Origin of the sequence: Brevibacillus gelatini (assembly GCF_003710935.1) — a bacterium.
Classification (GTDB): Bacteria; Bacillota; Bacilli; order Brevibacillales; family Brevibacillaceae; genus Brevibacillus; species Brevibacillus gelatini.
On record NZ_RHHS01000014.1, the window covers coordinates 19,874 to 45,645 of the forward strand.

General features: G+C 53.6%; 36 protein-coding genes. 34 read left to right on the forward strand and 2 right to left on the reverse strand.

Annotated features, from left to right (window positions below):
- Nucleotide 1 precedes the first annotated feature (1 nt).
- From EDM57_RS05270 to EDM57_RS05410, 30 genes are all read left to right on the forward strand, one after another.
- Entirely contained in the window at nt 2–1,000 is a 999-nt protein-coding gene (locus tag EDM57_RS05270; protein WP_122903725.1) for an ABC transporter permease, read from the forward strand.
- Between the two features lie 179 nt (nt 1,001–1,179).
- Entirely contained in the window at nt 1,180–1,923 is a 744-nt protein-coding gene (gene map / locus EDM57_RS05275; RefSeq protein WP_122903726.1) for a type I methionyl aminopeptidase, read from the forward strand.
- A gap of 209 nt (nt 1,924–2,132) precedes the next feature.
- Nucleotides 2,133–2,690: a DNA-3-methyladenine glycosylase I gene (locus EDM57_RS05280; protein WP_122903727.1), complete on the forward strand. Its 558-nt coding sequence runs from the start codon at nt 2,133–2,135 to the stop codon at nt 2,688–2,690.
- Nucleotides 2,691–3,236: 546 nt separating this feature from the next.
- Nucleotides 3,237–3,461 carry a hypothetical protein gene (locus EDM57_RS05290; RefSeq protein WP_122903729.1) on the forward strand — a complete coding sequence of 75 codons (225 nt, stop codon included), beginning with the start codon at nt 3,237–3,239 and terminating at the stop codon, nt 3,459–3,461.
- Nucleotides 3,458–3,658 (forward strand): hypothetical protein, encoded by a 201-nt coding sequence (locus EDM57_RS05295; protein WP_122903730.1) that lies wholly within the window; start codon nt 3,458–3,460, stop codon nt 3,656–3,658. Before EDM57_RS05290 ends, EDM57_RS05295 begins: the two co-directional genes overlap by 4 nt.
- Nucleotides 3,659–3,815: 157 nt before the next feature.
- A complete protein-coding gene (locus tag EDM57_RS05300) occupies nt 3,816–4,157 on the forward strand; it encodes a sigma-70 family RNA polymerase sigma factor (protein WP_122903731.1) in 342 nt (113 codons plus the stop codon).
- A gap of 35 nt (nt 4,158–4,192) precedes the next feature.
- Complete coding sequence (locus EDM57_RS23870) at nt 4,193–4,318, forward strand: hypothetical protein (RefSeq protein WP_268871431.1); 126 nt, start codon at nt 4,193–4,195, stop codon at nt 4,316–4,318.
- An 83-nt stretch (nt 4,319–4,401) separates the two neighbouring features.
- The gene (locus EDM57_RS05305; RefSeq protein WP_122903759.1) at nt 4,402–5,064 is read left to right on the forward strand and encodes a hypothetical protein; all 663 of its coding nucleotides are present in this window, start codon (nt 4,402–4,404) and stop codon (nt 5,062–5,064) included.
- Nucleotides 5,065–5,335: 271 nt separating this feature from the next.
- A complete protein-coding gene (locus tag EDM57_RS05310) occupies nt 5,336–5,932 on the forward strand; it encodes an RNA polymerase sigma factor (RefSeq protein WP_122903732.1) in 597 nt (198 codons plus the stop codon).
- Nucleotides 5,889–6,812 carry a hypothetical protein gene (locus EDM57_RS05315; RefSeq protein WP_122903733.1) on the forward strand — a complete coding sequence of 308 codons (924 nt, stop codon included), beginning with the start codon at nt 5,889–5,891 and terminating at the stop codon, nt 6,810–6,812. Before EDM57_RS05310 ends, EDM57_RS05315 begins: the two co-directional genes overlap by 44 nt.
- A gap of 218 nt (nt 6,813–7,030) precedes the next feature.
- Nucleotides 7,031–7,483, forward strand: coding sequence for a hypothetical protein (locus tag EDM57_RS05320; RefSeq protein ID WP_122903734.1), 453 nt, complete (start codon nt 7,031–7,033; stop codon nt 7,481–7,483).
- A complete protein-coding gene (locus EDM57_RS05325) occupies nt 7,483–7,665 on the forward strand; it encodes a hypothetical protein (RefSeq protein ID WP_122903735.1) in 183 nt (60 codons plus the stop codon). Before EDM57_RS05320 ends, EDM57_RS05325 begins: the two co-directional genes overlap by 1 nt.
- A 2-nt stretch (nt 7,666–7,667) precedes the next feature.
- Nucleotides 7,668–9,005, forward strand: coding sequence for a phage tail sheath subtilisin-like domain-containing protein (locus EDM57_RS05330; RefSeq protein WP_122903736.1), 1,338 nt, complete (start codon nt 7,668–7,670; stop codon nt 9,003–9,005).
- Nucleotides 9,006–9,458 (forward strand): hypothetical protein, encoded by a 453-nt coding sequence (locus tag EDM57_RS05335; RefSeq protein ID WP_122903737.1) that lies wholly within the window; start codon nt 9,006–9,008, stop codon nt 9,456–9,458.
- A 12-nt stretch (nt 9,459–9,470) separates the two neighbouring features.
- Nucleotides 9,471–9,851, forward strand: a complete 381-nt coding sequence (locus EDM57_RS05340; protein ID WP_122903738.1) for a phage tail assembly chaperone — start codon at nt 9,471–9,473, stop codon at nt 9,849–9,851.
- Between the two features lie 227 nt (nt 9,852–10,078).
- Nucleotides 10,079–12,412 (forward strand): hypothetical protein, encoded by a 2,334-nt coding sequence (locus EDM57_RS05345; protein ID WP_122903739.1) that lies wholly within the window; start codon nt 10,079–10,081, stop codon nt 12,410–12,412.
- Nucleotides 12,409–13,002, forward strand: a complete 594-nt coding sequence (locus tag EDM57_RS05350; RefSeq protein WP_122903740.1) for a hypothetical protein — start codon at nt 12,409–12,411, stop codon at nt 13,000–13,002. The genes EDM57_RS05345 and EDM57_RS05350 overlap by 4 nt, the downstream gene beginning before the upstream one ends.
- A gap of 13 nt (nt 13,003–13,015) precedes the next feature.
- Nucleotides 13,016–13,969, forward strand: coding sequence for an XkdQ/YqbQ family protein (locus EDM57_RS05355; RefSeq protein WP_122903741.1), 954 nt, complete (start codon nt 13,016–13,018; stop codon nt 13,967–13,969).
- Nucleotides 13,970–13,971: 2 nt separating this feature from the next.
- Entirely contained in the window at nt 13,972–14,220 is a 249-nt protein-coding gene (locus tag EDM57_RS05360) for a hypothetical protein (protein ID WP_122903742.1), read from the forward strand.
- The gene (locus EDM57_RS05365) at nt 14,220–14,657 is read left to right on the forward strand and encodes a DUF2634 domain-containing protein (protein ID WP_122903743.1); all 438 of its coding nucleotides are present in this window, start codon (nt 14,220–14,222) and stop codon (nt 14,655–14,657) included. Before EDM57_RS05360 ends, EDM57_RS05365 begins: the two co-directional genes overlap by 1 nt.
- On the forward strand, nt 14,645–15,460 hold the full coding sequence (locus tag EDM57_RS05370) for a baseplate J/gp47 family protein (RefSeq protein WP_122903744.1): 816 nt from the start codon (nt 14,645–14,647) through the stop codon (nt 15,458–15,460). Before EDM57_RS05365 ends, EDM57_RS05370 begins: the two co-directional genes overlap by 13 nt.
- Nucleotides 15,457–16,029, forward strand: a complete 573-nt coding sequence (locus EDM57_RS05375; RefSeq protein ID WP_122903745.1) for a DUF2313 domain-containing protein — start codon at nt 15,457–15,459, stop codon at nt 16,027–16,029. Before EDM57_RS05370 ends, EDM57_RS05375 begins: the two co-directional genes overlap by 4 nt.
- Nucleotides 16,026–16,343, forward strand: a complete 318-nt coding sequence (locus EDM57_RS05380; RefSeq protein WP_122903746.1) for a hypothetical protein — start codon at nt 16,026–16,028, stop codon at nt 16,341–16,343. Before EDM57_RS05375 ends, EDM57_RS05380 begins: the two co-directional genes overlap by 4 nt.
- A gap of 1 nt (nt 16,344) precedes the next feature.
- Entirely contained in the window at nt 16,345–16,617 is a 273-nt protein-coding gene (locus tag EDM57_RS05385) for a hypothetical protein (RefSeq protein ID WP_122903747.1), read from the forward strand.
- A gap of 537 nt (nt 16,618–17,154) precedes the next feature.
- Nucleotides 17,155–18,204 (forward strand): Ig-like domain-containing protein, encoded by a 1,050-nt coding sequence (locus tag EDM57_RS05390; protein WP_122903748.1) that lies wholly within the window; start codon nt 17,155–17,157, stop codon nt 18,202–18,204.
- Complete coding sequence (locus EDM57_RS05395; protein WP_148039095.1) at nt 18,201–18,386, forward strand: hypothetical protein; 186 nt, start codon at nt 18,201–18,203, stop codon at nt 18,384–18,386. Before EDM57_RS05390 ends, EDM57_RS05395 begins: the two co-directional genes overlap by 4 nt.
- 58 nt (nt 18,387–18,444) lie before the next feature.
- Nucleotides 18,445–18,579 carry a CD1375 family protein gene (locus EDM57_RS23875; protein WP_281274216.1) on the forward strand — a complete coding sequence of 45 codons (135 nt, stop codon included), beginning with the start codon at nt 18,445–18,447 and terminating at the stop codon, nt 18,577–18,579.
- 113 nt (nt 18,580–18,692) lie between these two features.
- Nucleotides 18,693–19,010: a DUF932 domain-containing protein gene (locus tag EDM57_RS05400; protein WP_122903750.1), complete on the forward strand. Its 318-nt coding sequence runs from the start codon at nt 18,693–18,695 to the stop codon at nt 19,008–19,010.
- Entirely contained in the window at nt 19,007–19,294 is a 288-nt protein-coding gene (locus EDM57_RS05405; protein WP_122903751.1) for a phage holin family protein, read from the forward strand. The genes EDM57_RS05400 and EDM57_RS05405 overlap by 4 nt, the downstream gene beginning before the upstream one ends.
- Complete coding sequence (locus EDM57_RS05410; RefSeq protein WP_122903752.1) at nt 19,294–20,142, forward strand: N-acetylmuramoyl-L-alanine amidase; 849 nt, start codon at nt 19,294–19,296, stop codon at nt 20,140–20,142. The genes EDM57_RS05405 and EDM57_RS05410 overlap by 1 nt, the downstream gene beginning before the upstream one ends.
- A gap of 13 nt (nt 20,143–20,155) precedes the next feature.
- Here the strand turns inward: EDM57_RS05410 and EDM57_RS05415 are convergent, their stop codons facing one another.
- Together EDM57_RS05415 and EDM57_RS05420 are read right to left on the reverse strand one after the other, a co-directional pair.
- Entirely contained in the window at nt 20,156–21,718 is a 1,563-nt protein-coding gene (locus EDM57_RS05415) for a glycosyltransferase (protein ID WP_122903753.1), read from the reverse strand.
- Nucleotides 21,719–21,723: 5 nt separating this feature from the next.
- A complete protein-coding gene (locus EDM57_RS05420; RefSeq protein WP_122903754.1) occupies nt 21,724–22,830 on the reverse strand; it encodes a glycosyltransferase in 1,107 nt (368 codons plus the stop codon).
- Between the two features lie 147 nt (nt 22,831–22,977).
- Between EDM57_RS05420 and EDM57_RS05425 the strand changes: the two genes are divergently transcribed.
- From EDM57_RS05425 to EDM57_RS23665, 4 genes are all read left to right on the forward strand, one after another.
- Nucleotides 22,978–24,066 (forward strand): glycosyltransferase family 2 protein, encoded by a 1,089-nt coding sequence (locus EDM57_RS05425; RefSeq protein WP_122903755.1) that lies wholly within the window; start codon nt 22,978–22,980, stop codon nt 24,064–24,066.
- Nucleotides 24,067–24,104: 38 nt separating this feature from the next.
- On the forward strand, nt 24,105–24,431 hold the full coding sequence (locus EDM57_RS05430) for an alpha-helical endospore appendage domain-containing protein (protein WP_122903756.1): 327 nt from the start codon (nt 24,105–24,107) through the stop codon (nt 24,429–24,431).
- Complete coding sequence (locus EDM57_RS05435) at nt 24,421–25,299, forward strand: hypothetical protein (RefSeq protein WP_148039096.1); 879 nt, start codon at nt 24,421–24,423, stop codon at nt 25,297–25,299. Before EDM57_RS05430 ends, EDM57_RS05435 begins: the two co-directional genes overlap by 11 nt.
- Nucleotides 25,300–25,378: 79 nt before the next feature.
- A partial coding sequence (locus tag EDM57_RS23665; RefSeq protein ID WP_246005743.1) for a collagen-like triple helix repeat-containing protein occupies nt 25,379–25,772 on the forward strand: 394 nt, incomplete at its 3' end.

Consider the following 25,772-nt stretch of genomic DNA (forward strand, 5'->3'; position numbering starts at 1 on the left):
CGTGGAGGGCAAAAAATTCAGCTTGTTTGATTTTATTTACAAATACGGTACTGTGGCAGTCATTGTGATCGTCATGCTGTTATTCAGTCTGACCAACCCGTATTTCTTTACGTATGACAATATCACGGACATTTTGCGTTCGATCTCGATCGTGACGTTTGTCGCCATCGGCGTTACGTTTTCCTTGATTGTCGGGGGCTTTGACCTGTCTGTCGGCTCGACGGTATCGCTGACCACCGTCGTTTCGGCTTCGATGATGGTCTGGTACGAGCAGGGCGTGTTCGCCACACTGGTCGTCCCGATTGTGCTCAGCCTGATCGTCGGGCTGGTCAACGCGTTTCTGGTCGTCAAAATCCGGATTCCCGACCTGTTGGCGACGCTGGCGATGCTCTATATCGTCAACGGGCTGCACATGACGTATTCGAAAGGCTACTCGATCTACGCCAACATGCCGATGGAAGACGGCTCGATGGCTCCGGGGAAATTCCAGGAGTGGTTTTTGTGGCTGGGACAAGGCAAAATTTTCTCACTGCCCGTGCCAGTTATCCTGACCTTTTTGCTGGTCGCGATTACCCACGTCTATTTGACCTACACCCGCCAAGGGCGGATGCTGTACATGACGGGCGGCAATCTGGAAGCGGCACGCTTGTCCGGGATTCCGGTCAATCGCTACCGGACGCTTGCCTACGTGCTGTCCGCGCTGTTTGCCGGATTGGGCGGGATGCTCTTGGCGGCGCGGATCGGAACAGGCCAGGTGAGCAGCGGCAGCTCGATGCTGATGGATGCAGTGGCGGCGGCTTTTGTCGGTTTTTCCGTATTCGGCGCGGGCAAGCCGAATGTGTTCGGAACGTTCGTCGGCGCAATCCTGATCGGGGTGCTGCTCAACGGTATGACGATGCTCAACCTGCCGTACTTCGCTTACGATATTATTAAAGGGACAGTATTGGCGCTGGCGTTGGCTGTGACGTACTATCAGCTTCGCCGGAAAAGAAAAGCATAAAGAGGCTTGCAGCCGGGAGCGTAAAAAGCAGGGCGTCAGGGAGAAACTGGCGGCCTGCTTTTTTTGCAAGCGGAATCTGCCTGTCTTGCCGAATGCGCGTGCAGGCTTTGTATTTGTGATTTTTGCGGGAAAATGCTCCAATAAAAGGGGACAGCATTTTCAATGAAGGAGGATACGGCATGTCGATTCAAAATGAACAAGATTTGCTCGCTTTGCAGCGGATTGGGAAAGTTGTCGCCGAAGCCAGGGAAGCGATGCTGAAAGCCGTTCGGCCGGGGATCACGACAAAAGAGCTGGATCGTATCGGCGGCGATATTTTGGCGAAGTACGGGGCGCGATCAGCTCCCCAGGTGACGTACGACTTTCCCGGCCAGACGTGCATCAGTGTGAATCACGTTGTGGCGCACGGGATTCCCGATGGAACCGTGTTGAAGGAAGGAGATATTGTCAACATTGATGTCTCCGCAGAGCTGGACGGTTATTTTGCCGATACAGGCGCTTCGGTTGTCGTGGGACAGGGAGAGCCAGTGAAGCAGGCACTGTGCAAATGCGCAGAGGAATCGCTGTACAAGGCGCTTGATGCGGCAAAGGCTGGCTCCAGGATGAGCCAGATTGGGCGCATCGTCCATAACGAAGCGAAGGCAAAAGGCTTTACGGTCGTCAAAAATTTGACAGGCCACGGCATCGGCAAAAGCTTGCACGAGGAGCCGGCGCACATCCTGAATTACTATGACAAATGGGACAAACGGCTGCTGACAGACGGGCTTGTGCTCGCTGTCGAAACGTTTATTTCCACAGGAGCCGAGTATGTAAAGGATGGCAAGGACGGCTGGGCTTTGGTGACTCCGGACAGAAGCTACGTCGCCCAGTACGAGCATACCGTCGTCATCACGCGCGGCAAGCCGATTATTTTGACAGCCTGATCGTTTTTTCGCACCATGAGCGGGGAGCTTCCCGCGCAGTGATTTTTTCATCGGAAAAAGTAAGGAGGCCCTATCGCACCAGAGCTGATGGGGTTTTTTTGTTGGGAAAAAATCGCTTGGATGGAGCAAGAATTTCTTGAAAAACAGGCAAAGATTATATATGATTTGAATAGGAATATATGTTCGTATTTTCCGGGAGGTCTTTTCCGATGAATCGATGTGGCTGGGTGAATCAGGACCCGTTGTATCAGAATTATCACGACAAGGAGTGGGGCGTGCCTGTCTACGATGACCGGCTGCTCTTTGAATATTTGAATCTGGAGGGCGCGCAGGCGGGATTGAGCTGGTATACGATCCTGAAAAAGCGGGAGAACTACCGCCGGGCGTTTGACAACTTCGAAGCGGAAAAAATCGTGCAGTACGACGAAGAAAAGATTCAGCAGCTTTTGCAGGACGAGGGCATCGTGCGGAACAAGCTGAAAATCAGGGGCGTCGTCAAAAACGCTCACGCCTATCTCAAAGTCGTGGAGGAATTCGGCTCCTTTTCCAGCTACATCTGGTCGTTTGTCGGCGGCAAGCCGATCCATAACCATTTTCAGGAGTTGAAGGACGTACCTGCCTCAACGGAAATCAGCGACAAGATGAGCAAGGATTTGAAAAAGCGCGGCTTCACGTTTGTCGGTTCGACGATCTGCTACGCGTTCATGCAGGCAGTAGGCATGGTGAACGACCACGTGGCGACGTGCGACCTGTATCAAAAAGACTAGGCAGGCGTCAAGCGGCCCAATATTTGGGACTGATGCATCCATGTAAGAAATTCACGAAGAGCCAGACCTTTGACCAGATTGGAGAGGGCTGGCTCTTGCTGTTTTATGCCCGTGCATTTTGCTTGGGCGGATGGCAGATAAAAAGTTAGAAAAGTATGAGATTGGTGTACTTGTTGAAACGGCAGGGACAATTTTTCTGAACCTGGCAGGGCTATCGGCAAGCGTGATTCTGTGCAAACAGATCGCGCTTTTTTTTTCTGTTCAGCATAGCGAGACGTCGGGCGAAGCAGTCACAAAGCCTTGTGTCATTTGGCTGGAAAGACTGCGCTGACCGTTTGGCACAGCCTGGTTTTCTGCTGCGAACCTATCTGTTTTGGCGGGATCAATCCGTTGGAAAAAACGCTGGAAAAAAGAATGGAAATAACTTGAACTTCCAGGCGAAGTATGAGATACTTGTACTAGAAAGAGAACAAACGTTCCTGTCTAACTTGTTGGGGAAGCGAAGCAATCCTGAGTGAATCACGGAATCAGAGAAGGAGTGAGGATATGCAAAAGCAACCAGCCCGGTTTACAGGCCGCAAAAACAAACCGACTGGCATCGCGCTGCCAAAGGCGCTGCGCGGAAGACGCCAGGCTGCACTCACTGTCCTTGGCTTTTGGCTCCCCGCCAAGGAGAGTCTCGCCTTTGTTGGCAGCAGACCTGGAGCGAAAAGCATTCGAGGCAAGAAAGCAGTGCCGAAAAAAACTCAGCATGGGGCGAGCAACCGATGATGTCGATGGACTATGTACAGGTACTCGCTGCCGTTGTCTGTTTTCTCGTTTTGGTCGTCGCCTTCAAGCACGTCGATTTGCAAATTCGCATCAACAACATATTGGATCTGCAACTGAAGGCGAACAAGGAAAAAGAGGCAGAGTCGATTGAGAAAAAAAGCGATCCGCCTGCCGCTGACGAAAAGGCGTGCGAATAAGAGAAAGCATGGGGGAAGGGGATTTTTTCGCAAATGATAAACGTAGCATTGATTGGAGCCGCAGCCCTGTTGATCGGGGTTATTATCGGGCAGATCATTTTATCGGATAAACTGCGCAAGTGGTGAGTAGATACAAATCTTTTTGAGGTGTTCGGGGATGGAAAAGAGCGAGAACTTGCTGAATCAATGGCTGCAACAAGTAAGAAGAATTGCCTGGCGATTGCAGTATAGAGAGAAAAAGAAGTGGAAACATGAAGGCTTGCTGCATGAGGAAGTGGTGGGGAAAGACCCCTTTTCCGCGATCATTTCTGATTTGCATGTGGAACAGCTTCTCCAGCAATTGCCTGCGCAACCGGAGTACATTATTCGCAAGGTAGTTATCGAAGGCAGGACAGAACAAGAGGTAGCCAATCAGTTGAACATGTCGCGACAAGGGGTGTCAAAATGCAAGCGAAAGTACCTGCGCATCATTGCAGCCAACATGAATCTTTCGATGTGATTTTTGAGCGGGCGAGGTCTGGTGATAATGGGGCCATGCTGCAGGTTCTGGACTTGCTTCAGCCAGAGATGGAGCGTATGGCCTGCTTTATCAAAATGCCGCGTGAGGAATCGATTCAGGAAATCAAAAGTCAACTGATCGAACTGATTCGCAAAAACTAGGCCGGATGCGCCAGAACTTGCTGAGGGTGATCTTCTCACTTTATATAAAGAAACCAGGGGGAGAGAAAATGACGGCAACGACGATGATTGATAAATCCATGTTGATGGAAGCGGTTTGCGAGGGGTGCCCGGCGACGTGCTGGGGCAAGCGGACGCACTGCCAGGTTCACGACCTGCACATTGGCAAAGTAGAAGCGTGCCCGGAATGGGACAGATATTTGCTCCAGCAGGAAAACAAACCACGGCTGTCAGTCCAAAAAGAGCCAGGCAAGAAACGGGAAAGTCTCTCCGACTGGAATGAGCTGGCGCCAGCCCTCTCTATTGTGCAAAAGACAGAGGAAGAAATTCGCGATTACAGCTACATGCAAATCGAGATCGCGCGCATCCAGCGCTATTTGCGGGAAGCGGGCGAAGGCATGGTCAGCCAGTACGGATTGGACTCCGCGCTGCCAAAAGGCCAAGGCGTCCACAGTGACAAAACACACGCCGAGGCCGTCCGCCGGGAGCGGAAGCAAAAACGGCTCAAAAGCCTGCAGGACAAAATTGAGCGCATCAACCGGGCGGTAGAGACGATCCGCAGCGAGCAGGAGCGGTTGATCGTCGAAGCGCTGTTGGATGGCGAGAAAAACAACGGCATTGCCAAGACGCTCGGCGTATCGCGTCAACGCTATTACGAGATCAAGCGGAGCGCCGTCATGAAAATGGCCTGGGCGATGTACGGGGATGAGATGCAGCAGACGGGATGAGTTCATCATGAAAAGATCATGCGTATTGCCATTCAGAAAAAGGCTCGACTTTGGTGAGAAACAGCGCCAGGGTCGAGTCTTTTGCCGTTGTCTGTAGTTGAAGCTTTGTAAGAGACGGGAATATTTGGTTAGTTACTCAGACAGAAGCGGGAATCTAAGGGCGATTAAACGGATTGCTGCTGGCAAGGAGGGGCTCTCCCATAGAAAAATTTTTTTGATGTCACGTTTTACAGCTCATGCTTCGTTATTCATAGTGAGAGGGGGGAATTCAATGGAACATGAAACTCCAGAGCATATTGTCCGATCAATTCTGGATGGGGAGATTGAAAAATTTGAACTTCTTGTGAGGAGATTTCAGACTCCCATCTTTCGTTATTGTTATCACATGCTTGGCCACCGGGAAGAAGCCGAAGACACTTCCCAGGAAGTATTTTGGAAAGCCTATTGTCATCTCTCCAAATACAAGCAGGAAGTGCCTTTTACGGCATGGCTTTATAAGATTGCTTACCACAGCTGCCTTGATGTCCTGCGGAAAAGAAAGAGATCCAAACTGCTGCCATTTCTTTTCCAAAATGAGAAGCAAGCATCCAATGTCGAGCAGCATATAGAAGACGTCTACTTCAGTGAGTCTGTATACCTTGCCTTGAGCAGGCTTTCACTGGAAGAACGAACACTGCTCATATTACGTGGGGTGGAAGAGAAGACGTTTGAAGAAATCAGCATCATCGTCAATAAAAAATCAGCGAGCTTACGAAAAAAGTACGAACGTACCGTGGCAAAATTTCGGCTGAATTACGCCAAAGTGGAAGGGAGGGAAGAGAAGGATGCTAAGGAAAAATGCAGACCGAAGTTTGAAAGAACTATTTGAGGACGAGCGAATTCCGGAAGTAGACCTTGTAAAAAGCGTAATGGATAGAATTTATTTGGATAAAAACAGAAAAGAAGGATTTTTTATGAAATATAAAGTCAGTATCGCGATTGGTTTAGGGATTGTTTTGATGGGAACAACTGGGCTTGCCGCAATGAACGCCTACCAATTGTATAACGAGGAAGGCAAGGTCATTTATCAGGAAAAAGATATTGCGGAATCACAAGCACCCATAAAAAACCCGGATGAAGAAATGCAGGCATTTATGGGCAAGATGGCGGAAATCGAAGATAGTTTACCAGCCGGTACTGCGGCTGCTCTCTATATAAAAGATCACAATCCGAAAAAACGGGTTGTCACTCTTTCAAAGCCCTTTGTTTTTCAGGATCACGCAGCTCTCCAACAAAAATTGGGGACATTAGTCAAGGTACAGCCTGAATTGCCGGGGGGATACAAATTTAGTACAGCCTCCGTTGATTACTTGGTGAACCGGGATTACAAAAAGGATGAGTTGTATGCGCTGGCAAACATGACGGATGAAGAGTACGTGTTAAAGCCGCTATCTTTTACAGATACCATCTCGTCGATAGAGATCACGTACAAGAATGGGAACGATGCGTTGATTCTGAAAGTGACGCCATTTGAGGACGCGGTGGACAATACGGTGTACCAAGCTGACCTGGATCAAACAAAGAAAGAAAAAATTATCGTCAAGCAAACGGAAGCCCTTTTTTCTGAACACCCAAATCAGGATGGGACAGAAAAGGAATTACGTTGGGTGCAAAAGGTAAATCGTACCCCATTCTTGTTCATCGTTCAGACGAGAGCAGAAAATTTGAGCAAGGACAGCCTCATCAAAGTGATGGAATCTTTCCTGTGATTGGGCGACAGACCCACGGCTGACACAACTTGACACTCCCTGACACTACCGTAAAAAAGCCACTTCTGCTCGCGCTTCGCGTTATAATGGATTCAAGCGAATCAGGCAAGAACCAAACGAGCCATCTGGTGACGAAACCGGGTGGCTTTTTCTGTTCGCTAATCTGACGGAAGGGAGTTGGCACGTGGCGAAGGACGAGAACAAAGGGAGGTGGGAAGATGGAGGATCGCGAGCTGGCCGTTTTGACTGAGCTGATTGCGGAAGCTTATCCGCAGCTGGAAACAGTCGTGAATGTCGATGACTGGATGACCCAGCGCTTTTCCCTGCCAGCGGCGTTTCTGATGACACGGGGAATCGGCGAAACAGGCCGGAGCCACGCTTCCTATCAGGTGGAGGCAGAGGCGGTCATTGTGCTCCATTATCCCAAAGTAGAAGGCGTGTATCAGAGACTGTCGGCAGAGCCGCTGCGCCAGCTTTTGCGCCAGTCGCAGTACAGCTATCGGGGCAAAGCGTCCGGGCTGTCCATCGAAATCGACAGCTCCACGCTGCGCATCTGGCGGGATCGACGGGACCGCACCGAAATTGCGTTTCGGTTCACGTACATTGTGACCGTACCGCGAGAGGATGCCGTAAAAATCAACGAATTTGAGATTGAGGAGGGACATTCCTAGTGGCCAAAAAAGAACAGCAGCCTGATGTTGTGAGAACCAAGCAGGAGTGGATTGAGAGCGCCGCTTACCTGGAAGCCGAAAGGTTCGAGGTAGCAGGCGCTCTTTTTATGGCAAAAGATCATGAACGGTTGCCGGAAAGCCAAGTGAAAAATCGATTGAACAAATACAAAGGCGGGGTGTAATCATGACCATTCAACGTGAACGGCCGGGGGTAACGGTCGAACTGATCGCAAAAGCAAAAGAACGCGTCGTGCCAAAGAGCGGCGTCGTGTTGGTTCCGTACCAGGCAGAGTGGGGGGCGCCGGACGAGCTGGTGAAGCTGGGCAGCTACGAGGAGCGCATGACGGAAACATTCGGCAAGGTCGATACAGTGGAACTGGCGGCGGAGGGGGGCGCGACGATTTTGGCCTACCGCATGACGAACGGCAACGCCAGCAAAGCCGTGTATGAACAGGCCGATGCAATCCGAATCGAGGCGCTTTATCCGGGCCTCTTGGGCAACGATTTGCGAATCGTCATCAGCGCATCCACCTCGGAGCCAGGCAAAAAGGAACTGCAAGTAAAAGGGCCGCTGCAAACGGAGAAGTTTTCCTTTGCCAATGCGGACGAGCTGGTGGAAAAGATTGGCCAATCCGTTTACGTGCGTGTGCAAAAGCTGGGAGATGCGGCGATTGCGACAGCAGCCGAGACAAATCTGACAGGCGGGACAAGCGGGACGGTCGCGCTTGCTGCGGCTGATGCGACCAAGCTGTTTATGGCTGTTTCGGGCGCTGATTTTGACGCGATGTATTTGCCGTTCGATGATCCGGCTGTACAGGCCGCAGCCAAGCAGTTTATGAGCGATCGCCGGACGCTTGGCAAAAAGCTGAGCACACTGGTCATCGGCGGAAAAGCAGTGGAAGACGAGAACATGGAGAAGCACGTGGAGCGCTCTGTCGCACAAAACGCGCGCTTTGTCGTCAACTGCGCCATTGCAGGCCAGCACAACAACGGAAACACCTACGGAAGCTTGGAGTGGGCTGCGTGGGTAGCGGGCATGATCGCGGCGACGCCTGCCCATGAGTCTTTGACGGCGGTTGTCGTACCGCTGAAAAAGGCACAGAAGGATTGGGGCCACAGCGATATTTTGCGGGCGCTCGGCTCCGGTACGCTGGTGGCGACGCGCGACGGCGATGTGTACATCATCGAGAGTGCAGTCAACACGCTGTCTGTGCTGGGCAACCATGAACGCGAAGACTACGGCAAAATCCGTGTCAGCATGACGCTCGATCAGATCGTCAACGACATCAATGCCGTGGGCAAAAAGTACAAAGGCAAGCTCGGCAACAACGACCTTGGCGGCGCGGTGTTCGTCTCTGCGGTCAACGCCTATATGACCGTTCGCGAGCAGCAGGGCGCGATTGAACCAGGCTGGACGTTTACCGACAAAAAGAACGGCAACGGAGATCGCCGCGGCTTCCAACTGTCGGCCAAGCCGCTCGATGCCATCGAATACTTTGACATTGACTGGGAGGTGCTGTAATTGGCTATTGCACGCGATATTAAACTGAAAAATTGCCAGGTTTACGATGAGAATGGAGATCCGATCTACGGGACACTGGAAGGCAAAATGGTCCTCAAGGTCGAGTACGGCGACACGAACCGTCTGCAAAAAGGAAAAATCCAGACGGTCAACGACTGGCATGTCGAGGTGACGCTGAAAATAACCGCCACCAACGCTGCCCTGAAATACTATGTCGTCGAGCAACTGACGCAGGGCAAGACACCTGTTCTGCCGTTTTTGATCGGCGAGACGCTGGACAAGGAAGCGGGCAATTCCGAGCGCGTCCGTATTTCCAACATTGTGCTCAATCCGGAAGAGATCACGCTGTGGGAAGCGAAGGCAGACGGCAACGACCACGCTACCTACGATCTGAAAGGCATGTCCATCGACAAGCCGGACTACCTGGATGAATTGCCAACCTACGTGGAATAGGAGGATAAAAGAATGAACAAGCTGCAAAAATATTTGGCAAAAGCGAATGAACAGGCCCCACGCAAAGAAGTGACCGTCGTCATTGACGGCGACGAATGGAAAGTGCGCCAACTGAACCTGACTGAGCTGCGCGAATGCGAACGCATGGCGGACAAGGGAGAGCGAACTGACTGGTTCCTGTACAACGATGCCCGGATTGTGAAGGCGACCGAGCACGATTTTCCATGGAACCAGGAAGAGCTGAAAAAGGCGTACAAAGTCGGAACGAAGTACGAGCTGGTGGAAAAGATTTTCCGCGACAATCCGGAAGGCTACAGCAAGCTGCTGCAAGCGGTGCGCGAAGTAAACGCGGGCCAATCGGAGGAAGCGGCCATTGAAGAAGCAAAAAACTGATCCGATCTGACGGCGAGGCCTGGCATATGTGCCGCGCCTTTTTAAAGGGCAGGGGCCGTCCGTCAGATCTCCTGGAGTACGAAGTGGATGCGTACAAGCAAAAGCTGTTTGTGATAGCTTGTCAGATGATCGAGCTGGAGGATGAGGAAAAGGCTGGGTGATGACACTCGGCCTTTTTCCATTTGGTTCGCGCTTCGATTCAGATCGAGCGACAGGAGGTGAAAGGATTGGCAACAGATGTTGCGAGACTGAAAGAAATGCGCAAGGAAATGAACAGACTGGTGAAGGAAGCAGGCGGGCTGGCAAAGGAAGTAGACCGGACCAGCCGCGGGCTACAGCGCATGACCCGGCAATTTTCTGCGGGAATGGAGCAGATGAAAGAGGACATGCAAAACATCCGAAACAGCCTGAACGAACTGAACCAGGTGAAAGTAAAGCCGAAAGTGGAGTTAGGGGAGGTCATAAGCAAGCTCAGCGACCTGAAAACGGAGTTGGCGTCTGCCGGAGGGCTTTTGACCGGACTTGCGATTGGCGCGACGCTTGATGGCGCCAAGAGTGAAGCGCAGGCGGCGGCACGGGAGCGGGCGCTTTATGCGGCCAGAGGGAAAACCGAGGAAGAAATGCGGCGTTTTGACGAGCTGGCCAAAAAGATGACGACGCTCAATCCGCACATGAAAGCTTCCCAGGCGATGGCCCTCATCGCCAAAAGCGAGAACTACCACCCGAACTTCGCGCTGGAAGCAGCCAAGCTCGGCGTCACGACACGGTTGGCTCCGGAAGACAGCGTGAAAATGATGGCAGCCATTGGCGGCACGACTGACACGGACAGCGCCGTGCGGCTGGCGAATGCGCTCCAGTACATGAACAACACGGGAGAAGGCAATCTCAGCGTCAAGCTGGTCGAGTCCATCTCGCAATTCAACACGCAAAATGGCAAGCTGCTGAATACGCCGGAGAAGCTGGCCGCCGTGGTGGGGGAAATCGGCAAGATGTCCAGGGAGGAAAAGTCGTTTGGCAGCCTGCTGAAAAAGACACAGGAGTTTAGCGGAAGCGGAGAGCTGGCTCGCCTCCTGCAGTCCCGGTACGAAGCACAAGGCCAAAGCGCCGCAGAGGCCAGGAAGCGGGCGGAGGATGAGGCGAAGAAGATCAGCCAGGGACTGGCCTCAGCCGATAAAGACGAGCAGCAAATCGCGCTCGGAAAAACATTGATGTCGATTGCGGCCATGACGGACAAGGCCGCCCAGCAACAGGCGATGGCGAGCCTGGGAGGAAGTGCCGGGTCGGCTGTCGAGAAAACGGTCAAAATCGCCGGGGGCGAGATAAGCCCGCAAGTCGGCAACGAAGCCGACAAGTCTTACGCCGCAGCGACCAAGGCAGATCCGTTTTTTGCCTCCATGCAGGCGCAGACTGCGGCGAAGAACGAGGCCATGGAGGCCATCGGCAAAATTGCCAAGGACCTGTCAGGTGTTTCTTCGCTGATTTCCAATACAGCGGCATCATTGACCGGGTGGTTCAACAGTTGGTCAGACTCGGTCAGACAGTCTGCCGTGTATATCATCGGGACCTTGGCTGTAGGAACCACAATGGCTATCCAGCTGGCAAGCATGTGGGGAAAAGCAAAAGCCTTCGCTGCCTCGGCGCGCGAATGGTGGGGCAGCAGAGGAAAAAAAGGAGCAGCGGAAATGACGGCAGGCGGAAAAGGCGATTGCTGTTGCTGCTGCGCAGGCTCTGGTGCAGGGCCCGACATGGGCAAGAAACCGAACGGTGCTTCCGGGCCGAAGAAAGAACAGTCGAAACATGCAGCGCCGTCTGCCGGAAACAAGCCTGCTGCAGATACTGCCGGAAAGAACGCAGCTCCATCCGCCGGAAATAAGGCTCCCCATGACGCTGCCGGAAAAAACGCAGCCCCACCTGCTGCCCCTGCCCAAAACAGGCTTGAGCCAGACAGCGGCGGCCCGGCTGGAGCGGAAAAAGCAGGTACAAAAGGCTCCTGGAAAAATATTGCCAAAGCGGGTCTGAGGAAGTTGCCGCTCGTTGGAGGGCTGCTCAGTCTGACGACGATTGCCGGATCGGAAAACAAGGTGGAGACAGCAGCAAAAGTAGGTACAGAAGCGCTTGGCGGCTGGGGTGGCGCTGCCGCCGGAGCCGCGCTGGGCGCTACAGTCGGTTCTGTTATCCCAGGAATTGGAACCGCAATTGGGGGAGCGATTGGCGGCATTGTTGGCGGTTTCGGCGGCTCTATGCTAGGCAGCATGGTCTTCGACAAGGCCAAGGAGTGGTGGCAGGGCAGCGAACGGCCATCCCCATCCCCGCCATCGGCTGCATTGCCGAAACAGCCTGCCCCTCATTATTCTCCAGCGGCAAACGCCCAGTCCGGGCCGCAGAGCGTCTCCCTGACGCTGCCGCAAGTGACGGTTTCCTTGCATGCAGCAGGCGTGCTGCAAGACATCCCGACGATGCTGAAAATGCTCAACGATCCATCTGTCGGCCAGCGAATCCGCGCCATTATCGAGAAAGCGCTGCTGGATGCATTGGAGACGAGAGGAGGAGTGACCACATGATCCGGATGCAAGGCAAATATACATTGACATTCCCGGTCACGCCTGCTGAAATCCAGTTTCGCGGATACGGCAACGATGTAGAAGCGACCACGTCCATCACGCTGCTGGCCGGAAACCGCATCTCGGCCAGACGGCCAAAAGCGATCAGCTTCGATTTCTTTTTGCCCGGTGACATTTCAGCTCCGTACATCGAGGTAAAAGGTTATCAGGGGCCAAGGGCGTGGCTTGCCGGACTGGACCGTCTGACGGGCTCAGAGGTGCTTTTGACCATCGACGAGCTGGACCTTGCGTGGAATGTGCTCATCGGGCCGTGCGACGGCAAGTTTCAGGGAAAAAACGTCGACTTTCACGGCTCAATTGAGCTGCCGCTGTTTGTCAAGGACGAGTTCATCACCTGGAGCAACCAGACGCAATTGCTCTCGCCGGGTGCCGTCATCTCGCGGCAGCAGCCCGCCCGCCCGAATACAAGCGGCAAGGTAGCGAAAAAAACGCAGAAGCAAAGAGCGCTGGCGCAAACAACTGACAGCAAAAAATCGGAGGACATGCGCATGCGCATCCAAAAAAAGCTGGAAGACGCACGCGGCTTTTAACGGAGATGATGAGATGAAAGTCATATACGGCAAGGAGCAGACCCGCTACGACCTTTCCTTGGCTGTCACGGAGCTGTCCTGGTCTTCGTCCCGCGGCCAGATTGCCCAACAGGCAGAGTTGAAAATCAAGGAGGCCCCGCCGCTGCAAACGGCGGGCTTTCTCATGCTTTTTTCAGGCGAGCAGCTAAAGGAAGCGCAGCAATTTTTCCACGGCCCGCTTGTCCGCCTGGAGCGCGACGACCGGACGGGAGACTTGTCCGCAACCGCATACGAGCTGGGCTGGTACCTGCAAAAAAACGAAATCTCGCGGACCAGGCTGAACGGCGATGCCGGAACCGAACTTTCGCGCATCATCAAGGCGGCGGGAGTCAACTTCAGTTGCCCGCCTTTTGGCTTTGCGGTCAAAGAGCGCGTTTTCCCGCAATCGTATACATCGTTGTTCACCTCGCTGACCGAGCAAGCCTACGAGAAGACAGGCATCCGCTATTTCGTGCAATACCAGCGCGACAAGCTGACCGTTTTGCCGGAGGGAAAAAACAGCATCGTGCCCATGTTCAAGGCAAGCATGCTTGCAAGCAGCTCGACGGGAGAGAGCATCGAGGATGTCTACACGGTTGTCACCGTAGAACGCTATCGGGGCGATCAGGTGGTGAGCAGCGCGACGAAGGCAAACGAGAGCCTCGTCAAACAGATTGGCCGCATGCAAAAGGTCATCGACGCGGGCGAGGACAAAAATGTAGCCGCTCTGGCCGCAAAACAGCTTGCCGAGCTGTCCAAAATCCCCCGGACGCGCTCGATTACCGTTCGGCATGAGGACGAGCAAGCGGCGCGGCTTCGCGCGGGCTGGCTGGTCAAGATCATGGAAAAGAACAACCAAACGATTACCGACTGGATCGTCACCAGCTGCCAGGCGCACTGGAAAGGCGGCCAATACACGATGGATCTCCAGTTGGAAAGGAGGACGTAACGATGCAATCAGTTATTGCAAAGCTGAAAGGATACACCCGCGACGGCCTGAATAACACGCAGGGCGAGCTGGGACGGCTTTTGTCGCTGTCCCCGCTGTCTGTCAAGCTCGATGAAGACCCGACGCCATTGGAGCCAGACGAGATTGTCGTCCTGTGCTCTGCCCAATTGCGCCAGGAGGATGTAGGCAAAAAGGTCGCCGTGCTTCATTGCACAAACGATCAGTATCTTCTGCTCGGGGTGGTGGAGTGATGTTTCCACAGTTGCAAGGCACGGAAGAGAGCCTGCTCCCGTCCAAGGCGGATGTGCCGATTCCCTGGACGTATCGGTTCGATTGGGAAACCAAGCAGTTGATGCAAGGCCCGGATGGCAGGTATGTGCGCACGAAGACATACGAGGAATACTTGCAGGAAGCGGTGCAAAAAATTCTCCGCACCCGCCGTTTCCGCTACGCGATCTACTCGGAGCGGTACGGCGTCGATTTTTTGGCCGAAAAAGGCAGAATGCGCTCGGGCGTGTCGCTGTCTGTCATCAAAGCGCAAGCCGAGGAAGCGCTGGAAGCCCACAGCGAAATTGAGCGGGCGCAGGTGCAGGACATTCGCTTTGAGGGAGACAGGGTCGTCATGCATTTGGAGATTGAAGGAGTTCGCGGCACAACCCGAATGGAGGTGGACGCATGGAAACGTTAATAAAGCCGGAGATGCCGATTCTCCGCGAAACGCCGGAGCAAATCTACCAGCGGATGGCAAACCGGATGGCGGCGCTCGCCCAGAAGCGCGGGGAGACGCCGCCGGCTACAGACGAGGGGGAAATCCATTACGATTTGGCTTACCCGATTGCAGAAGAGCTGAGCGAGCAGCAGCAGCTTTTGGAATACGGCTTTTTGCAAGGCTTTCTTCCCTGGGCGGACGGCGAGTTTTTGGATGCGGCAGGCGTCTTTTTCGGTCTGACTCGCAATGAGGAAGAGACAGACGACGCCTATCGCCAGCGACTCATCGACCGGGCGCGCAGCGATGAAGGCGACGGACGCCGCCAGGACTACGAGCGTTGGGCGCGGAACGTGGACGGCGTAGGCGGAGCCGTTGCGATTGAAAAGGCGCGGCACGACCTTTCCATCGACGTGTTTATCACGGACCTGGAAGGACAGCCCGCCACTTCTGAATTGGCCGCGCAGGTTCGCAGCAAGCTGGAAGACAAGCGGCGTGCGCTGCACGACCTGCAGGTGCTTCCGGCGAATATTTTCCCGGTAACAGTCGCCGTGAAGGTCATTTTGCGACCGGAAGCCGAACTGGCCCAGGTCGAAGAACAAATCGTCTCGCAAGTGAAAACGTACCTGAAAGGGCGCTCCCAGATCGTGTATCAGCAGATCGGGGCGCTTTTTTTCGTGGACGGCGTAGAGGATTTTACCGATTACACGCTGAACGGCGGCGAAGCCAACCTGACCGTGCCAGCTGATTGTGTCGCCACTCTGCAACTGGTGGTGACGGCATGATCCCTGAACGGTACAGACAGATGCTGCCGCCTTACTGGTATGAGAATGAGGTTGCGGAGTATCATTTTGAGGGCGCGGCGTCGGCGGTAGACGCGTTTAACGCGCAGCGGGAAGACCTGCTGCGGCAGTTCAGTCCGTTGTCGGCTACGTGGGGATTGGATATTTGGGACTGGATTTACTTCGGGAAAAAGCAGCTTTTGAGTGTAGAGGAGCGGCGCAAGAACATCCAGCAGAAGCATTGGGCGTACCTTGGGTTTACGCCGAGCGTGCTGCGGGCGATTGGCTACAGTTCGTCGGATACTAAACGAGTACGGATGATCGAGGATTTTGATAGGAAAGTAATCCGGTATGTTTACCTGGTGGAGGATCTTTTCGATACCAAAAACGCTGTACAGGCTGTCGAGAAAATCCGGCCTGTTCATTGCAATGGGGTTGCTTTTGAGCCTGTGTCAGCGGAGCGCATCGAGCTGCGGGACGTGCTGGTCGTTGGAGTGAAGGAGTATCACAAGGTAAGGGAATTTCGCGTGGGGATGACCCCGATTAAAAGATACGAGGAGGTCGTCAGATGATTGCACAAAGCTACTTGCAGACTGTACGCGACGATCTGCTGGCGCGGGTGACAGGCGGGGATATTTTGCTGAACGATACCGTTTCTGTTCCTGTTCGGGCTGTAGCGATCTCGTCGCATCCGGTTGCTGGCATGCAGGATGCGATTGCGCTGCAGGTTTCCGCGCAGTACGTTGCCAGTGTTCCGGTGATTACGAGCGCTAAGTTGCGGACCAGCACGGGTGCGGTCGTTGCGGAAAAGACGGCCGCCATCGAAATGGACGGGGCGCAGTTTGTGGATCTGACGTTTGTTTTTGAAGTGAAAGGAGGGGCATAGGGTGACGTACATTGCAAAGACGGACTGGAAGCAGGATGATCCGGTAACGGAAGTGGATATTAATCGGTGGGAGAAAGGGATTGCAGACGCACATGCACAGATTGCAGTTCTCGCAGCCGACGTCTCGAACCTGAAAACGCGCGTGAACGTGATGGAGAGCACGTTGCCGGAGAATTTTTTGTATAACCATTTCAAGGATGATTTGTCTACGATTGATGGAATTAAGGTGATTCGCGGATATTACAATGAGGCGCAGAGTCGGTTGGAGGTGTAGCATCGAAATCCGGTAGCTGCAAATGGTTGTTCATTTGAGCGACTACGTGGAAGAAGGAGGAGGAAAATGGCTACAAAATCTAATACGTTTCCTGAAAGTACAGCCAGTACACAGACACAAAAATTAACGATCCCGAACTTGAAAAGTGTTACAAGTGTTACGGTAAATACAGGATCGGTAAGTTACAAAGTCGAGGGGGACACAATTACTTTCACTCTTTCAGGCGGGGTTTACTCTCGACGTGTTCAGACAGGAGGAAGCCCTGGAGACTCAAAAAGTGTATCGGTTACGCAAAGGCAAACATATCTAATTGAATGGATTTGGCATACGGTTGGACCCACTACCCAATGGTGGCCAGTTCAAAGTCTGATTGATTCGGTCCCAACGACATACTACTATAATTCTGGCGGATACTACGGTACATTATCAAACAGAACAGGACCGACGAACGAAACCAAAAATCCCCCAAGCGGTACAGGTACGATAGGGCAATTTGCTAATGGATCAGCTAGTGGAGACTTTACCTATTCTGGAGTCGTGTCAAGGCCTGATACAAGAACCTATCAAAACTACTACCAGTACACTGTGACGGTAAATTATGAAGACAACGCGGTACCGACAGTAACACTGACCGCGCCTTCTGATAGTCAAGTCTTTTCAGAAGGCAGCACGATTGCGATTGAGGGTACGGCCAAAGATGTAGACAGCGGAAATGTCCTCGCGATAAAGTACAAGATCAACAACGGCACAGCAAGGGCGTTGCAATCCGGAGTATCCAACGGAAGCACGCCTATTTCTTTTGCCAAGAGCCTTACTTACAGCAACAAGCGTCTGTGGGACGGCTCCACGGACGTTACGGGCGTCGACCTGGCGGAGAACACCGACCACACACTAACAGTATGGGTTGAGGACGACCAGGGCGGCAAGAGCGCGGAAGTCACCCGCAATTTCCAAGTGATCTGGAACCGCCCGCCTACGATCAGTGGCCAAAATGACAGTCTTGGAACGATCACGGATCGACCGACAATCACCTACTCAGCCGTCGATCCAGAAGGCAACACCTTCACCTTTACAGAGTACCTCAACGGCCAGCAAGTCAGGTCTTTCACAGGCGAAGCAGGCCAGGAATACACCTTCCAATTGACACACGATGCATGGATCAGGCTCGACCTGGACGTGCCGCACCAGGCGAAAATCGTCGCTACGGATAGCGCGGGCATGTCGTCAGAGCGCGTGTACACCTTTACGCGTACCGAAACGCACATCGAGTTCATGCTGGACTACGACAATCCAGATGTACAAGCCTTTTTCACTGTAGACGGCATGCCAAATCGAATCCTCGTCACGCTGGAGCGATACATGCCGCCTGGCTCCTCGATTGAGAGCGTACAGGTCACAAACAATTATCTCGATGCACAGCCAACGTGGGAGGATGCTACCGGGGCTGTCATCGGCGGACGTGGTTATTTGTTCACCAACACGACCAAGACGGCTGACAACTGGGCTGTTTGCGTATGGGTGACAATTGCCAAAGGCTCTGCCGATCAGCGGGTACATGTCTACGGATACGGAGGTGCGTTCGATTGATGAAGTTCAGCAAGCAAGAGTCCATCACAGAAATCCGGAAAAAGCAGCAGGAAACGCCGGAGCAGAAGATCGTCAGGCTGGAAGCGGAATTGGCAGCTGAAAAAGAAGACAAGCTTAGGATCATGGACGCAACTGCTCAACTGTATGAGGAGTTGCTTTTGCTGAAAGAGCGAATCAAGTGAGGAACATCGATTTCCTACACTTCCTCGCTATCTTTTCTTTGGGGGAGGTGAGAAACCCGTGGTAGCAATCTATGTAGCCCTAATCGTCGCCGGCCGCCGCACATTCGACAGCGTGCCAACAACCCTGAAACCAGCAGTAAAAGAAGAACTGGAAGCTCTAGGTCTGAGCACCGACGGAGCACCGTTGGCATAGCGCCTTTTCCAAAGCGGAGAGGGCGTTTTTTCATGACACCAATACAGAAAGCAAGCCTCGCGCCAAGCGGGGCTGCTTTTTTTACCCCAAGGGGGTGAGGAGGCGATCGGACTGTGGACGAAATCAAAGACTTGCAAAAAGGAATTACCGAAATACTAGTCGCCATCGGCAAAATCGAAACCGAGATCAAACAACTGTCCAGCATGTCCGGCAAGCTGGAGCAGACGGAGAAGCTGGCAATTGAAGCGCTGCAGAGCACGAAGGCGGCGCATAAGCGGCTGGACGAACTGAGCGAACAGTTGGCTGAGCTGGCGAAAAAATGGGACGAAGACAAACGACAAACCAAAGACGACAAGAAGTGGATCGTCGGCACGCTGTTTGGTGCCGTTGCCCTCATCTGGAATCTGATTAAAGGGGGGATAGAAAAATGAACCAGTCAGAGCTTCTCGCGTTAGCGCAGCAATACATGGCAGACAAGGCGTTGATCGTGGTCGTCGTGCTTCTGGTGCTGGGGTACTTCTTGAAGCGGACGCCGCGTGTGCAGGACTGGATCATTCCGTGGCTGCTCATGCTGGCGGGTATCGCGCTGGCATGCGGCATTTTGCAGGCGGTCACGGTCGAGAGCGTTGTGCAAGGCATTTTGGCTGCGGGTGTGGCCAGCCTTACCCATCAGCTATGGAAACAGACGACCGAGAAAAGGGAGAGTGAGCAGTAGTGCAGATCACCGAAATGCTTATCACCAACAAAACAGCCAGGCCAGGCATCCCGATCACTCCGAAAGGGCTGGTCATCCACTGGACCGCCAACGAGAAAAAAGGCGCCGACGCTGTCGCCAACCGGAACTACTTCAACAAGCCGACGACGGAGGCCAGCGCCCATTACATTGTCGACGACAGGCAGATTATCCGTTGTTTGCCGGAAAACGAAATGGGCTACCACGTCGGGGCGAAATCGTACAAGCCGGAAGCTGTCGCCATGCTGAGCAAATACCCGAACGACTGCACAATCGGCATCGAGATGTGCGTCAATGCGGACGGCAGCTTCGCCAAAACGTATCAGCTAACGGTCCAATTGGCAGCAGATATTTTAAAACGTTACGGGTGGACTGTGGATAAACTCTGGCGTCATTACGACATCACAGGGAAAAACTGTCCCGCCTTTTTCGTTGATGACCGCACGGCCCAAGCTTATTTGGGCAAAACGGCGCTGGCGGCATGGAATCTTTTTAAACAGGATGTCCACAAGTTGCTAACAGGTTTTCCACAAAAACCACAGGTAGCTGTTGGTAACTCTGCAATCGCAGTCGAGCTGACGCTTGCGACGACAGGCAAGCTGATCGCTGGCGTTTCCTATGTCCCAGTGCGGGCGCTCGCCGAGGCGGCCGGGGGAAAGGTCGAGTGGGAGCCGCACACCAGGACTGTTACAGTGAATGGGCAAAAGCTGGCCTGCCTGTTCGACAACGGCACAGCTTTTGCCCCTGCAAGAGAGCTGGCTGCTTTGCTGGGATTGAAAGTAGAGTGGGATGGAACGCGAAAAGCGGTTGGGCTTCGGCGAGAGATTTGAGCGCTCTCGCCGCTCACTCTTTCCACGGCACCAGGTTTGGCTTTTCATCGAGAATCGACTCGTACTGTTCTTTCCATCCGTACAAGGCGGACGGGTCCAAACGTTTGTAGCGTGCGTACTTTTCCATGCGGATTTTTTCCGAGGACCAGCCCAAATGCTTGACGCGGTAATGGCTGAGAAACGACGGCAGCTCGAAAATATTGCTGGGAAAGCGTCCGCAATGCAGTGGCTGCTCTTTCCACTGATAGCGGTGGTTCGGGCGGTAGCGGATGATGAACGGACGGTATACATGATGGGCCCGCCAGTACGGGTCCTCGCGATAGTGCGAGTCGGACCACATGTCATACAGACGGAAGCAGCAAACATCGCCGTGCTTTCGGGAGAGCAGCGCATGGACGCCGAGTGCGAAGCGGTCTTCAAAAACTTCGTCGGCATCCATGTTGACGATCCATTCGGGATTGCGCGAGACGGTTTCCATCCACTGCTGCTTGCGCAAGGCGACCTCATTGGTGAAGCGCGGAGTCGGGTTGGAGACGAGATGAAGCGGAATCCCTTTTAGCAGCTCATGGCAAATCTCGACGCTGTCATCTGTACTGCCATCGTCGATGATGACGGCTTCGTCAATGTATTCCCGGTGCTTCTTGAGCACATGGGCGAGGTGTTTGTCTGCTTCGTTGTGGATGACCATGGACAACGTAATTTTGGGGCGGGAGATGGGTGCGCTGATCGCGTGAGTTGTTTTGACGCGGACAGGCGCAGAGCCGTAGATTTGCTTCATCCAGACGGTCGCTTCCGGAAAGTCGCTTTCCCGGTACAGATGAAAAGCGGGATAGTGCGTATCGACGAACAAGGAAAAGCCGAGCGCGACCGCCCGGATGCAAAAATGGCGATCCTCTCCCCAAAACGTGACATTGTGGATGCGTGAATAATGGACGCCGGCCACAAGCGCTTTCCGGCGGATCAAGGTGCAGGCACCGAGGCCGCCTACCTCATATAAGCCGGGGACGCGCAGTTTTTCGTAAAAAGCGTATGTGCGCAGGTACTGTTCCTTGGCGGTGAGTGTTTCCCGCGGTTTCAGCTCGTATTGCGTGTACTGGTCCGTGAGCCACACCTGCGGCTCAGGGAGGCTGCCTGGCGTCCAACTCGTCCAGAAAATTTCAGAGACGATGTCTTTTTCTGCGGCGAGCAACGTTTCCAGGGTGGCAGGTTGAAGCAGCAAATCCGAATCCAGCAGAAACAGCCCGTCGTAGTCGCCCTCTTTGGCGCGGGCGATTAGCTCGTTTTTGAATCCGGCCACCCGCCAGACAAGCTCATCTGTCCAGACATGGGTCGATTCGTTGCAGGTGTAAGTAGACGGAGGCTCCTGGCTGCGGATGATCTCTACCTGGCCAGGATGCTTTTCGGCAAAGTAGCGGAGCAGCTTGCTGGAAGTAGGGTCGGTGTTGTCGTCGATAAACAAATACTGAATGGCAAGCGCCGAGGTCGAGAGCTTTTCCAGAGAAAACAAAAACATGCTCAGCACATCTGGTTTTTGGCAAACCGGGCTGCCAATGAGAATGCGCGGTTTTGTCGTCATTTCAATCACCCCCTGGTCGTTGGCGTGTTGGCGGATGCGTATGTACGCAGCAAATTGGCAGAGGTCTGGCCGTATACGCGCGCCTCCTGCTTTTTGCCAAGGCGCTCCATGCAGCGTCCGAGATAGTGCAGGGCGTGAAAGCTGCCCATGCCGAACTGGCTGAGATGCTCCCACTGCTCTTCCCCGATCTCCAGGCAGCGCTCGAACGACTTGATTGCTTCGGCGTACAGCCCGTGCTCCATCAGGAAAACGCCTTTGTAAAAGTGCAGGTCCGCATAGTCCGGATAGAGCCGGATGGCGCATTCCATGCCTGGCCATGCGCCCCGCATGCTGCCGTGCCTGAACAAGATTTCGTACTTCAATTTGTAAAAAAGCGAGGGCGGTAGCTGCTGTTTGGCGAGAAAGCCCTCCAAAGCCTGATTGACGAGCGTGAAGGCGTGCTCCCATTTTTGCATGCGGTAAAATTCACTGGCCAGATGGTAGTCGCACCACGGGTCGCGTTCTGGATTTTCCCTTTCCCGCAGCAGCAGTTTCAGGTTGCGCAGCGCCTTGTTTTTTCGCGTGACGGCTTCCTCGATGTAGCCAAAATGGTAAATGCGCACGGGCAACAGCGGGATCGGGCGGTTTTGCGGGAGCGAAGCGGGCCACTGCAGCACTTCGTGAATATCCCGGACAAAGCGGAAGCCCTTTTTGTTGCGAAAAAGGCGGATTTGCCTGCAGCGGCTGGCCAGATGCAGGGAGGCGGTTGCTTTTTGTTGGCCCTGATAATGAATGAGCTTGAGAAACAGCGCGTCGGCCTCGCTTGAGACCGCTGCCTGGCGCAGAGCTTCCCGATCCTCTTTTTCCAGCTGTTCATCCGCGTCCAGCCATAAAATCCACTGGCCCTGGGCATTGTTCAGGCCGATGTTGCGCGCTTTGGAAAAGCTGTCTTCCCACGGCACTTCGATAACTGTTGCCCCGTATTTGCGACAAAGCTCTTGGGTGCCGTCCGTTGAGCCTGTGTCGACGACGATCATCTCATCTACGACAGATTGCACGCTTTCCAGACACGCTTCGATCTGGTCGGCCTCGTCCTTGACAATCATGCAAAGTGACAGGAGCGGAGGTGTCATCGGCGCTATCACCTTCCTTGCGTTGTGCTCGGAACCTTTTGATACACCATATTCTCGCGCTCTTGCGGTTATGTGAGGCGCCATACATATTCAGCTTGGCCTGGAAATACGATGGTAGAGAGATTTTGCCAAAGGAGGGCCATCTGCATGTTCACGGTCAGCTTGTGCATGATCGTTCGCAATGAAGAGCAGACGCTGGGTCGATGCTTGTCGACTGTGCACGACCTGGTGGATGAGATCATCGTCGTCGACACCGGCTCAGACGATCGGACAAAAGAAATCGCCCGGTCATTCGGGGCCAAGCTGTTTGATTTTCCCTGGATCGACGACTTTGCGGCAGCGCGCAATTTTTCTTTCAGCAAAGCGAGCAAGGACTACATTTTTTGGCTCGACGCCGACGATGTGCTCGAAGAGGCGGACCGGGAGCGTTTTCAGACCTTGCGCAGCATGGAGCCGTTCGACTACGACTACGTGTCCATGCCGTATCACCTGGCGTTTGACGATAGAGGAATGCCCGTCAAATATTTGCGTAGAAACCGCCTGGTCAAAAGACAGCGGCAGTTCGTCTGGCACGGCGTCGTCCACGAATATATGGAGGTCGCGGGAAAAGCTTTGCACAGCGACATTGCAGTGACGCACCGCAAAGAAAAGCCGTACACGGATCGCAACCTGCAAATTTACCTGAAGCGCAAGGAGAGACAGGAGCCGTTTTCGCCGAGGGATCAGTATTATTTTGCCAACGAACTGTACGACCACGGTCGGTTGGAGGAGGCAGCGGAGCAGTATCAGCTCTTTCTGGATGGCGGGCTGGGCTGGGTGGAGGACCAGATCATGGCTTGCTACAAGCAGGCAGATTGTTACGCCCGGCTAAAGCAGCCTGAAAAGCAAATTCAGGCGCTGGTGAGAACATTGGCCTTTGACGCGCCGCGGGCGGAGTTTTGCTGCAAGCTGGGGGCCTTTTTCCTGGAGAAAAAAGATTTTCCCAAGGCCATTTACTGGTTTCGGCAGGCGACCTTGCTGGAGCGCCCGCAAAACATGATGGGGTTGGTAGATGAAGCGGCCTGGTCGTGGCTGCCGCATCTGCAGCTGTGCTACTGCTACGACCAGATTGGGGAGTACAGGCGGGCCAAAATTCACCATGAGATGTCAAAGCTGTATCATCCGACACATCCGAGCGTGCTGCACAACGAGAGGTACTTTGCCAGCCGGGAAGAAGCGCAGTCCCTCGGAGGGTAAAAGTGGCTTTACATACCTGGAAACGGAGGTTGTGAGACATGTCAATGCCGAATGTGCCTGACATCACCCCGCGCATTACGTTGACGCGCGAGGAAGTGTTTCATCTGCTGCTTACCTCTGTCGCCATGGAAGAAATCAGCCTGTCTCATATTATGAATGCGGAAGGGGAAAAAATTCAGCGTCTGCTGCAAAAAGAAAACGTTTGTCTGGAGGATATGCTTCGCATTAACAGGAGCGTGGAAAGAATGCTGCGCAGCATCATCAGCAAGCAAATCTTACTGCAATTCAAGCTCGACAACATATTGGAAATGGAGAGAAAGACGTGCGATCCGGGCGAGAATAGCGGGGATTGTCATGAAGAATAGATTGCTTGACCGGGTAGTGGAAGGTGTGGTGGATTGGAAAAATCGTCAGGGAGACATCGCGAGAGCAGATGGGCCAATGCGTTTGTTGGCTGCTGCTGTTGCCATGGAAAAAGAAATAGCTACCCTCGTCGCAGGCCAGTCTTGCCACACCAAAGCCTTTTTGCTTGCCGCCAAAATGCGTCCAAAAGAAGAAGCGATCCCGCTTTTATTTCATGCGCTGCAATCTTCGAATCTTTGGCTGGAAGCGATGATGATGTTACACTGGATAACTTTTAGCCGGATAAAGGGGATGGCTTCTTTTTTTGAATGGGAAAATTCCCTGGCAGAAAAGTCGGAGCAGGCTGTTCTGGCCGTCGAGGCATGTCGACTTTCCTGGACGGCGACGTACTCGTTGGCGCTCGCTTTCCTTGGCTTGGCGGAGCAGATCATGCCAGAACTGGCAAATCCCCGCCACCCACCGCACGAACAGCGTCTGGCCGAACAACGAATCGTCCAAATGCTCGAACAGTTGGAAGACTTTTTCCGCATTCTTTTGCGAAAATCGGATTTTTTGCAGACGCTTTTTGCCGAACAGGAATTTGAGGTGGAAACATCTGTGCAGGAGTTACGCAGCGCGCTTCATGCATCTTTGAAAAATCTGGAAGTTTACTACTCCCCTTCCGTGACGCTTTCTGCTTCGTTTCAACAAAGACTGAAAGACTCGGTACTCCCCTTGAAAAAGTACGGCAAACCCAAGGAGTCTGTGCGTCACGTTGTTCAGACCCCCGCCAGTTATCCAGCTCCTTGGCTGAATCGGGGGGTTTTTCCAGGGAAGACAAAGAGCCACAAGGCCGTGGAGCCAGCGAAAATGCGGAAGAAGGAACCGTAAAGTGTGGGGCGGGCGGTCTGGCGCTGGCTGGACTACGGGTGAAGGGAAGGTTACGTTTTTCACGGGAAGGAGGGGAGTTATGTCGTTTCCGAAAATCCCAAATATCAGTCCGACTATGACGATCACGCGCGAGGACGCGATCAACCTGCTTTTGACTTCCATCGCGATGGAGGAGTTGGGACTAAGCCATATACTGAACGCGGAAGGTGAAAAAATTCAGTACGTGCTCGGCACGCTGCCCGGTGTGAGCGGAGTGTCGGGAGCTACCATTCATGATTTGCTGGCGATCGACCAAAGTGTAAGGGAAATGGTCGATGTGACGATCAAGCAGGAGATGCTGCTGCAGGCCAAGCTGCAGGCTGTGTTAAACGCTTCTACCGTGCAAGGGCCTACAGGTCCGACTGGGGCTACGGGGGCGGGGAGGGGGGCAACTGGAGTTACGGGAGCCACCGGAGAGACGGGAGCAACTGGAG

Bases quoted from the DNA above. Each gene is read 5' to 3' on its own strand.
- EDM57_RS05420 (WP_122903754.1), bottom strand. From the start codon at position 22,830: ATGACACCTCCGCTCCTGTCACTTTGCATGATTGTCAAGGACGAGGCC.
- EDM57_RS05350 (WP_122903740.1), top strand. From the start codon at position 12,409: ATGATCCGGATGCAAGGCAAATATACATTGACATTCCCGGTCACGCCT.
- EDM57_RS05300 (WP_122903731.1), top strand. From the start codon at position 3,816: ATGGAAAAGAGCGAGAACTTGCTGAATCAATGGCTGCAACAAGTAAGA.
- EDM57_RS05415 (WP_122903753.1), bottom strand. From the start codon at position 21,718: ATGACGACAAAACCGCGCATTCTCATTGGCAGCCCGGTTTGCCAAAAA.
- EDM57_RS05405 (WP_122903751.1), top strand. From the start codon at position 19,007: ATGAACCAGTCAGAGCTTCTCGCGTTAGCGCAGCAATACATGGCAGAC.
- EDM57_RS05295 (WP_122903730.1), top strand. From the start codon at position 3,458: ATGATGTCGATGGACTATGTACAGGTACTCGCTGCCGTTGTCTGTTTT.
- EDM57_RS05425 (WP_122903755.1), top strand. From the start codon at position 22,978: ATGTTCACGGTCAGCTTGTGCATGATCGTTCGCAATGAAGAGCAGACG.
- EDM57_RS05430 (WP_122903756.1), top strand. From the start codon at position 24,105: ATGTCAATGCCGAATGTGCCTGACATCACCCCGCGCATTACGTTGACG.
- EDM57_RS05360 (WP_122903742.1), top strand. From the start codon at position 13,972: ATGCAATCAGTTATTGCAAAGCTGAAAGGATACACCCGCGACGGCCTG.
- EDM57_RS05340 (WP_122903738.1), top strand. From the start codon at position 9,471: ATGAACAAGCTGCAAAAATATTTGGCAAAAGCGAATGAACAGGCCCCA.
- EDM57_RS05370 (WP_122903744.1), top strand. From the start codon at position 14,645: ATGGAAACGTTAATAAAGCCGGAGATGCCGATTCTCCGCGAAACGCCG.
- EDM57_RS05305 (WP_122903759.1), top strand. From the start codon at position 4,402: ATGATTGATAAATCCATGTTGATGGAAGCGGTTTGCGAGGGGTGCCCG.
- EDM57_RS05375 (WP_122903745.1), top strand. From the start codon at position 15,457: ATGATCCCTGAACGGTACAGACAGATGCTGCCGCCTTACTGGTATGAG.
- EDM57_RS05380 (WP_122903746.1), top strand. From the start codon at position 16,026: ATGATTGCACAAAGCTACTTGCAGACTGTACGCGACGATCTGCTGGCG.
- EDM57_RS05435 (WP_148039096.1), top strand. From the start codon at position 24,421: ATGAAGAATAGATTGCTTGACCGGGTAGTGGAAGGTGTGGTGGATTGG.
- EDM57_RS05330 (WP_122903736.1), top strand. From the start codon at position 7,668: ATGACCATTCAACGTGAACGGCCGGGGGTAACGGTCGAACTGATCGCA.
- EDM57_RS05280 (WP_122903727.1), top strand. From the start codon at position 2,133: ATGAATCGATGTGGCTGGGTGAATCAGGACCCGTTGTATCAGAATTAT.
- EDM57_RS05290 (WP_122903729.1), top strand. From the start codon at position 3,237: ATGCAAAAGCAACCAGCCCGGTTTACAGGCCGCAAAAACAAACCGACT.
- map (WP_122903726.1), top strand. From the start codon at position 1,180: ATGTCGATTCAAAATGAACAAGATTTGCTCGCTTTGCAGCGGATTGGG.
- EDM57_RS05355 (WP_122903741.1), top strand. From the start codon at position 13,016: ATGAAAGTCATATACGGCAAGGAGCAGACCCGCTACGACCTTTCCTTG.
- EDM57_RS05365 (WP_122903743.1), top strand. From the start codon at position 14,220: ATGTTTCCACAGTTGCAAGGCACGGAAGAGAGCCTGCTCCCGTCCAAG.
- EDM57_RS05310 (WP_122903732.1), top strand. From the start codon at position 5,336: ATGGAACATGAAACTCCAGAGCATATTGTCCGATCAATTCTGGATGGG.
- EDM57_RS05315 (WP_122903733.1), top strand. From the start codon at position 5,889: ATGCTAAGGAAAAATGCAGACCGAAGTTTGAAAGAACTATTTGAGGAC.
- EDM57_RS23870 (WP_268871431.1), top strand. From the start codon at position 4,193: ATGCTGCAGGTTCTGGACTTGCTTCAGCCAGAGATGGAGCGTATGGCC.
- EDM57_RS05320 (WP_122903734.1), top strand. From the start codon at position 7,031: ATGGAGGATCGCGAGCTGGCCGTTTTGACTGAGCTGATTGCGGAAGCT.